This is a genomic window from Ruegeria sp. AA6 (assembly GCF_056542865.1).
The window spans coordinates 1-7,564 of record NZ_JBQGAN010000055.1; the positions used below are offsets into that span (position 1 = coordinate 1).

Genomic DNA, 7,564 nt, shown 5'->3' on the forward strand with positions numbered 1-7,564 from the left:
CGCCCGCCAGCGCCCGAAACCATCGTCCCGATGGATCACAGGCCGATGATGCACTAACAATCAACTTGGACCAGTCAGATGAGGCTGCTCATCACAGTAACCGTTCTCCCATGGGCTGCCTGGTTCGATGTATGCGGTCTTTGCTCCAACTGCATTGATCCAGTCTTGCACCGCCACGGCAATGAACTCAGGGCCATTGTCGGAGCGAATGTAGCTCGGCACACCGCGCATGATGAACAGGTCACTCAGCACGTCGATGACATCGCTTTAGTTCAGCTTGCGGTCCACACGGATCGCCAAGCACTCCCGGCTGTACTCATCGATGAGGTTGAGCGTGCGGAATGCCTTTCCGTCATCCGTTCGACAATGCACGAAGTCATAGCCCCAGACGTGGTTTCGATGCTCCGGCCGCAGCCGAACACACGATCCATCATTTAACCAGAGCCGTCCCTTCCTTTGTTGTTTCATTGGCACTTTCAGCCCCTCCCGACGCCAATGCCTTTCGACGCGCTTGTCATTCACCCATTGCCGACAGGCGGTGTTTACACCGCCGAGAGGGGCCAGCCCGCATCTCTCAGCAAAGCCGCGATCCGGCGATAACCGTAGCGGCCATACTGGCAGGCCAATTCTATCATGTCCGCCACCAGACGCTTCTCGTCAGCTCGACCTTTCGGCAGCTTTCGCTGTGTGGATCGGTGCTGTTTCAGGACACGACACGCCCGGCGTTCTGAGACCCGCAGTTTGTGGCGCACATGGTTGAAGCAGGCACGGCGACGGGCGGGGCTCAGTAGTTTCCCTTGGCCGCCTCCGTCAGGATCAGTTTGTCCAGGGTAAGATCCGAGACGGCCTTTCGAAGATGCTCATTCTCTTTTTGAAGGCACTTGAGTTCCTTCAATTGATCCGCGCCCATTCCGCCGTACTTTTTCTTCCAGCGATAATAGGTCTGCTCAACAACACCAATCTGCCGGATTGCATCCAGACGGGACATGCCTTTCCCCATCAATATCTCAACCTGCCGCAACTTCGAGACAATCTCTTCCGGCTTCGGTCGCTTGTTCGCCATGTGGTTCCTCCGTTTTCATAACCATAACGGCGGACCACTTGTGAACTCACGTTGAAGCGCAATTTCTGATTTGTTCTTTTATGTCAGCCGGTTCTTAATTTCCATCAGGTTGCTTTCGAAGACTTCGGCGGGTGTTCGGTAGCCGAGGTATTTGCGCGGCGTTGAATTGAGGCGGTGGCAAATCGACCTCAAATATCGATTTGTCAGCGCCGTCGGTTCGGTTGATCTGGGGAGGTATCTTCGCAGCCTGTTGTTGGTGTTTTCGACCGTACCTTTCTGCCAGGGCGCCTGTGGATCGCAGAACCAACTGTCAGCTCCGATACCATCCTTCAATCTTTGCCAGGCCGAGAACTCGGTTCCGCGGTCGAAGGTAATCGATTGACGGGCATCGGCGGGCAGGGGAGCGAGCCCCTCGATCAATGCTTCCATGATCGGCTTCGATTGACGATTTTCATTGCGCATCACGACAGCATAGCGGCTGACGCGCTCGACGAGCGAAGTCACGTTGATCTTTCCATACTCCTTGCGGAACATCATCAGATCGCACTCCCAATGGCCGAACTCAGTCCGCTGCGCGACACGTTCCGGCCTGCGTGACAAGCATTGGCTGTCGAAGATCTGCGTGCGGTGGTGCCGCCGGTATCCGCGCGGGCGGCGGCGTTTGCGATGCTCAGGCAGGTGCCGATAGAATTGCTCGTCACGACCATCCTTAGAATAGGCAAAACGGTAGTTCGTCTCGTGGCTCACGCGGATTGGATGGCGTTCCAGGCGCATCCGGCCTGCAATCTGGTCAGGAGACCAACCGGCTTTAAGCCGATCTTCGATGGCTTCCTTCAAATCTGGGTGCACAACCATCTTCCGATGGATGGCGCGGCGGCGCTCATACATGTTTTGAGCCGCTATCGCGTGATAACTATTCAAGTCCGGTATTTCCGTGTCCGAGAAGAAATTGCGCTTCAATTCGCGATAGATCGTCGACGGGGCGCGACCCATCCGATCCGCAATCTCTGGCACCGGCATTCTGGCGTCTCGCCACTTGGCAATCTTACGACGTTCTTCCAAACTCAGGTGAGGGTAACAGCTTCTCATTCTTCATACTCCATGCAACTCTCTGTATTCGTAAGGATTTGCACTTCGTTTGTGAATCCACCCACTTCAGAGGGGAGGATCAGATAATAGATGTTATGGTAAATAGTAAGGAGTGAATCCCCTTTGCAAACTGTGTCCCCGTGCTGAGATTGCCCTGAGCCAAAACAGGGCTTGGGCGCTGCAAAAGCCGTATACGTCGATAGACAGCCAAACCCGTTTCAGAGAACTGGGTCAATGGTTTCAATGCGCGACGTGACGGCGCTGAACGCCAATGGCCTAGGTGCCTTTCGGCGTCATCCTGATCCCGTTAAAATGGAACTACACTCGTTTATTGCCGCAAGATCATCTAGCCCATGGTAGAAAACGACGGCTAAGCTAAGAAGCAACAGCTTGTCTGCCGCGACAGCAAAATCAGTTTGCTCAGATACACTGGGATCGACAATCTGGAATAGTCGATCTGCCGCCTAAAACCTTTGAGGATGTCGTATTCGTTCCTAACCGGATCATTGTTGTGGCTGCGTAGATAACAGCCAACCTTCTTCTGCTCAAGTGCGGTGCCGGTCTTTTGCAGCGCCTCTGACGAGGGTTTCTTCTGCCAGAGCTCGGCCATGTAATGCACATTGTCTACTGAATGGCCTGAATTTCACGTCAACAAAGCACGTTTTTTGCGGTGGCTCGCTGTTTTGCGGACTCTTCAGCCACCACGTATCTCCATGAAAAGAAACTGTAAGATCCCCGGTGTCTATACCAGCAGCTTTTGGTATTGTTGAAGGCATTGCAGGATGGGGCGCGAACCAACCCTACCCCAAGTAATTGCGCAGGCTGGGTGGTGGATTTTCAAACAGACTTGACGTCGGCACAGGTGGATGCGCGCGTTCATCGGCGACGAGAATGGTCTGGTTGGCAATGCGGAGCGCGTCCTGCGGATCGTGACTGACCATAAGCAAGGTGGTGCCAGTCTCGGTCAGCAACCCGGCAACAAGGTCAAGCATTTCAGCTTTTAGTGCCGGTCCCAAGGCTGCAAAAGGTTCGTCCAGCAGCAAGAGCTTACGGCGTTGCACAAGGACCCGGGCTAATGCCACTCGGCTTTGTTGACCGCCGGATAATTCTGAAGGCTTTCGCGCGCCCAGACCAGGCAAGGCAACACGGGTCAGAGCGGATTGGACCTCCGACTTCTCTTGGGTGGACAGTCGCCCGTTGGGGCACAGACCCAGGGCGATGTTTTGCTCGACCGTCAGATGAGGAAACAGGTTGCCGTCCTGAAACAACATCGCTAACGGTCGCTTTCCCGGAGCAAGGCTGGATATGCCTTCACCATTCCAGAGGATTTCCCCCCGTGTAAGGTCTCGAAACCCGGCAATCGCCTCAAGCAGCGTCGACTTTCCTGCGCCGGATGGGCCAATGATAGCCACGCTGGAGCCGGTCTCGATCGTGAAATCGGCCTGCAACGAGAAGGCTCCATTTTCGATCACGCAACCGTCAAGTTTCAGCATGCAGGCGCCCTCCGCGATCCAATAGCCAGAATGCCCCCATCGACAACAGCAACAGCAACAACGCCGCGCCAGCAGCGGCCTGCATTTGGTACGCGCCCATTAGCCGGTAAATCTGCAACGGCAGTGTTGCGATCTGTGGATCGGCGAACAGGGCAATCACTCCCAAATCTCCCATCGACAAGGCGGCTGAAAGGCCCGCGGCAAAGCGTATCTGCGGTTGCATCCTTGGCAGCAATACACGAGTGAAGAATGTCTTTTTGCTCATGTCCAGGGACAGGGCCAGCCGTCCGTGCCGTGTTACAACATCCTGCGCGGCGGGCACCAGAATACGCAGCGCGAATGGCAGGGCCATGACCGCGTTCACCAGCGCCGTCACCGGCAGCGCCATTGACGTCGGGTTGGCAATTGGGCGGATCAGGATGAACAGACCCGTACCGATCACCAAAGGTGAGGCTGCAAGCCCAAGAATTCCGCTGAGTTCCACGATCCCGAACCGCCCGGTTGCAACCGCCATAGCCATCGGAAACGCAAGCATCAACAGGACCATCGTACTGACGGCGGCAACCAGAACCGAAATCAGCGCGGCGCGAAACACCAAAGCTGGCATCTCAAACAGCCCTGCGAAGCCAGAGATGACAACCGCAGCCAGTGGCAGCAGCAGAAAAGCCGATGCGGCAATGATCCAAAATGCGTCGAGTACGGGCATGCCTCCGTCCCAGCGGCGAATGGCGCGGTCCAGTCCCGAGCCAAATCCATCTCCGCGCGAAAACTTCAAGGCGGCCAGCGCAGCAATAGCGGTTAGCGCCAATTGCACGGCAGACAGCAGCGCCGCCCGACCAAGATCAAAGTCATAGGTAAAGGCCTGATAGATCGCGAGCTCAAGTGTCGTGGCGCGTGGCCCTCCACCCAAAGTTAGCGCCACGGCAAAGCTGGTCAGGCAGATTGCGAAGATCACGGCCAGAACGCCCGGCAATATCCGCATGAGCATGGGCCATTCAATCAGCCGAAACATCGCCATCCCGTCGCAGCCCAATTGGGCGGCAAGTCGAAACCGTTCTGCAGGGATTTCCTGCCACGCCTGCAGGATCAGACGCGTCGCCAGAGGCAGGTTGAAGAATACATGAGCCAGCACCACGCCATGCAACCCATAGATGCGCAACGGAGGCAGGCCGAAAAAACCCAGGACTTCCGAAATCCATCCGGCGCGGCCAAAGACCTGCAATAGTCCGAGGATCGCCACGATCACCGGCAGGATAAACGGCGCGCCCAACAGCGCAATCAGCGCCCGCCTGCCAAAAAATCGTCGCCGGGCAAGCGCACGCGCGACCGGAACGGCCAAGGCTGCACTAAATACCGCAGACAGCACCGCCTGTAGCAGCGTGAAGCGTAAGGCGGCCCAGTCAGCCGGACCGAACCCACCCGCGGTTTCCGCCCGCAACGCGACGGCGGCGAGTGTGCCCAGTATCAACGCAGCGACCAGAGTCGCCGCGCCCATACCCGGCCACGCGCTTACTGGCTGAGCGCGCCCAACCATTCCGAAAGCGCCTGATCCCGCACGTCTGCGGCGTCTTGGGGGCTAAAGAGCAGGGATTTTTCCGGAGTTATCAGCGTGTCAAAACCCTCAGGCAGACCTGAAGCCGGGGTCACTGCCGGATACATCCAGTTGGTCGTCGGAATGATCTGCTGGAAAGCATCCGAAACCATGAATTCCAGAAACTGATCCGCCAGCTCGGGTTGATCGGTTCCAGCCAACTTAGCCGCAACTTCGACCTGCATATAGTGGCCTTCGTCAAAAGCCGCTGCCGCTTTGCTCGCGTCTTCTTCGGCAATCAGGTGGTAGGCCGGGGATGTGGTATAGCTGAGGACCATGTCCGCTTCGCCGTCCAGAAACAGTCCATAGGCCTCGGACCAGCCTTTGGTTACGGTGACGATATTATCGGATAGCCCAGCCCAAATTTCAGGGGCTTTGTCACCATAGGTCGCCTTGACCCACAACAGCAGCCCCAGCCCAGGCGTTGATGAGCGCGGGTCCTGGATGATGATCTTGGCGTCACCATCGGCCAGTTCACGGAAGTTGGCCGGTGCCGGGGCATCCGCGTTGTGAACAAAGGCAAAATACCCCCAATCGTAGGGTGTGAATACGTCATCTGACCACTCAATCGGCAAGGCATAATCCGCGCTGACTGAGCTTGGCGCAAATAGACCGGTCTCTTTCGCGGCCGTGATCAGATTGGTGTCCAGACCCAGCACGACGTCAGCGTCCGAGTTTTCACCCTCAAGCCGAATACGAGACAGCAGCGCCGCGCCATCTTCAACGCCGACAAGGTTCAAGTCGCAGTTACACACCGCCTCAAAGGCTTCTTCTACCTGCGGCCCCGGACCCCAGTCCGAGACAAAACTGTCATAGGTATACACGGTCAGCTGAGGTTTATCGGCCGCCATAGCCGAAGTTGCGCTCAGAAGTCCCGCAGCAATCATCAGATGTTTCATGTCATCCTCCATTGCGGCGAGAGGGCAAGGATGGATGAAACCTTTACCTTTCCCTCCGCCGGTTCTAGCCGGTTCAGGTTCAACGGGTTCGCCAAAGGCATCTCAGCGCGTCTGTCCGCGCACCCCGAGGTGATGATGTCAGTAGGTCGGAATGGACCAAATTACAACCAGATTAACAAACCACTGGCCTGTTATCGGACGAGAGATTTAATAATGCACAAGGTAGACACCCGCCAGAACAAGCACCGCGATAAAGACTGTCTCGGCCACGATCAACGCAATGGCCTGACCGCCTACATCCAAAATCCGCTTGAGTGACGTTTTCATGCCGACGGCTGCGATCGAAACTAGCAGTGCCCAGCGGCTAAGGCTCGCCATGGCCGACGACACAACCTCGGGGATCAAACCCATCGAGTTCATGACCGCGAAGATGAGAAACCCAACCACAAACATAGGCAGGATAGGAGGGCGCTTGCCGTCGGCCTCGCTGAACTCTGCGTGGCGGCGCACCAGAAATGAGACGACCAGAACGACCGGAGCCAGCATCGCCACGCGGATTAGTTTGACCAGCGTCGCAACTTCACCCGTTTGATCGGATACCGAGAAACCGGCACCCACAACCTGCGCCACATCGTGGATCGTGCCGCCTAGAAAGACACCCGAGATGTCATCGTCGAAATTGAAAGCTTCGGTCAGGATCGGGTATGCGATCATGGCAATCGTCGAGAGCACCGTGACCGACAGCACCGTGAAGATCAGATTACGTTCAGAATGCTCGTTCTTGGGCAGGATGGCTGACAGAGCCATGGCGGCCGACGCCCCGCAGATCGCAACCGATCCACCAGTCAACACGCCAAAGCGCCAACCACGTCCAAGCACGCGTGCACCCAAAAGACCGAACAGGATCGTCAGGATGACCCCGGCGATGACAACCACGATCAGGTCCGCCCCAAGGTTCATCATCAGTTCTATCGAAATCCGCGCACCGAGCAGGGCAACCCCAAACCGCAGAATCGTGCGGGCGGTGAATTCAATACCTGCACGGCATCCGCCCGCATCGTCTTCGGACAGGAAATGAAACGCGATACCGAGCAAGAGCGCCATCAGCATCGCCGGAGCGCCGTAATGCTCAGACAAGAATTTTGCGGCGACCGCGACCACCACGGATACAAGGATACCGTGGCCATTTGTCTGCACGAAAGACCGCGCCCAGATTAAGGGCGTTTTGGATGCACCCAACGCTTGCATCTTGTTTCCTTTACCAAAATTGGCGCCCGGTGGGCATGATCCACACCCACCCGGGCCACACTTGACCCGGATGGGCGTTGTCTATGTTACGCCTCGACCTGCGGTGTCATGTCTGCGGCGTCGACGCCTGCGACGGCGACGGGTTTTTTCATGGCGTCGCGGCGGAAGGGTTCGCCCAGTT

Annotated in this window: 6 protein-coding genes, 1 pseudogene and 1 riboswitch; all 7 genes and pseudogenes read right to left on the reverse strand. The window is 56.8% G+C overall.

Translation table 11 applies throughout. The features are described from left to right. Positions 1-90: 90 nt before the first annotated feature. Positions 91-1,063, reverse strand: a pseudogene (locus ACR0LN_RS23600) (IS3 family transposase); the annotation flags it as partial. 78 nt (positions 1,064-1,141) lie between these two features. Then, positions 1,142-2,152 carry an IS30 family transposase gene (locus tag ACR0LN_RS23605; protein WP_480433164.1) on the reverse strand — a complete coding sequence of 337 codons (1,011 nt, stop codon included), beginning with the start codon at positions 2,150-2,152 and terminating at the stop codon, positions 1,142-1,144. A 370-nt stretch (positions 2,153-2,522) separates the two neighbouring features. Then, positions 2,523-2,762 carry a hypothetical protein gene (locus tag ACR0LN_RS23610; RefSeq protein WP_480433165.1) on the reverse strand — a complete coding sequence of 80 codons (240 nt, stop codon included), beginning with the start codon at positions 2,760-2,762 and terminating at the stop codon, positions 2,523-2,525. 190 nt (positions 2,763-2,952) lie between these two features. Beyond that, positions 2,953-3,645 carry a thiamine ABC transporter ATP-binding protein gene (locus ACR0LN_RS23615; protein WP_480433167.1) on the reverse strand — a complete coding sequence of 231 codons (693 nt, stop codon included), beginning with the start codon at positions 3,643-3,645 and terminating at the stop codon, positions 2,953-2,955. Then, positions 3,632-5,179, reverse strand: a complete 1,548-nt coding sequence (locus ACR0LN_RS23620; protein ID WP_480433168.1) for a thiamine/thiamine pyrophosphate ABC transporter permease ThiP — start codon at positions 5,177-5,179, stop codon at positions 3,632-3,634. The genes ACR0LN_RS23615 and ACR0LN_RS23620 overlap by 14 nt, the downstream gene beginning before the upstream one ends. Beyond that, a complete protein-coding gene (gene thiB / locus ACR0LN_RS23625) occupies positions 5,155-6,135 on the reverse strand; it encodes a thiamine ABC transporter substrate binding subunit (protein WP_480433170.1) in 981 nt (326 codons plus the stop codon). Before thiB ends, ACR0LN_RS23620 begins: the two co-directional genes overlap by 25 nt. Before the next feature lie 32 nt (positions 6,136-6,167). After that, a riboswitch (TPP riboswitch) is annotated at positions 6,168-6,272 on the reverse strand. Between the two features lie 70 nt (positions 6,273-6,342). Continuing rightward, positions 6,343-7,383, reverse strand: a complete 1,041-nt coding sequence (locus ACR0LN_RS23630; RefSeq protein WP_480433172.1) for a YeiH family protein — start codon at positions 7,381-7,383, stop codon at positions 6,343-6,345. Positions 7,384-7,564 lie beyond the last annotated feature (181 nt).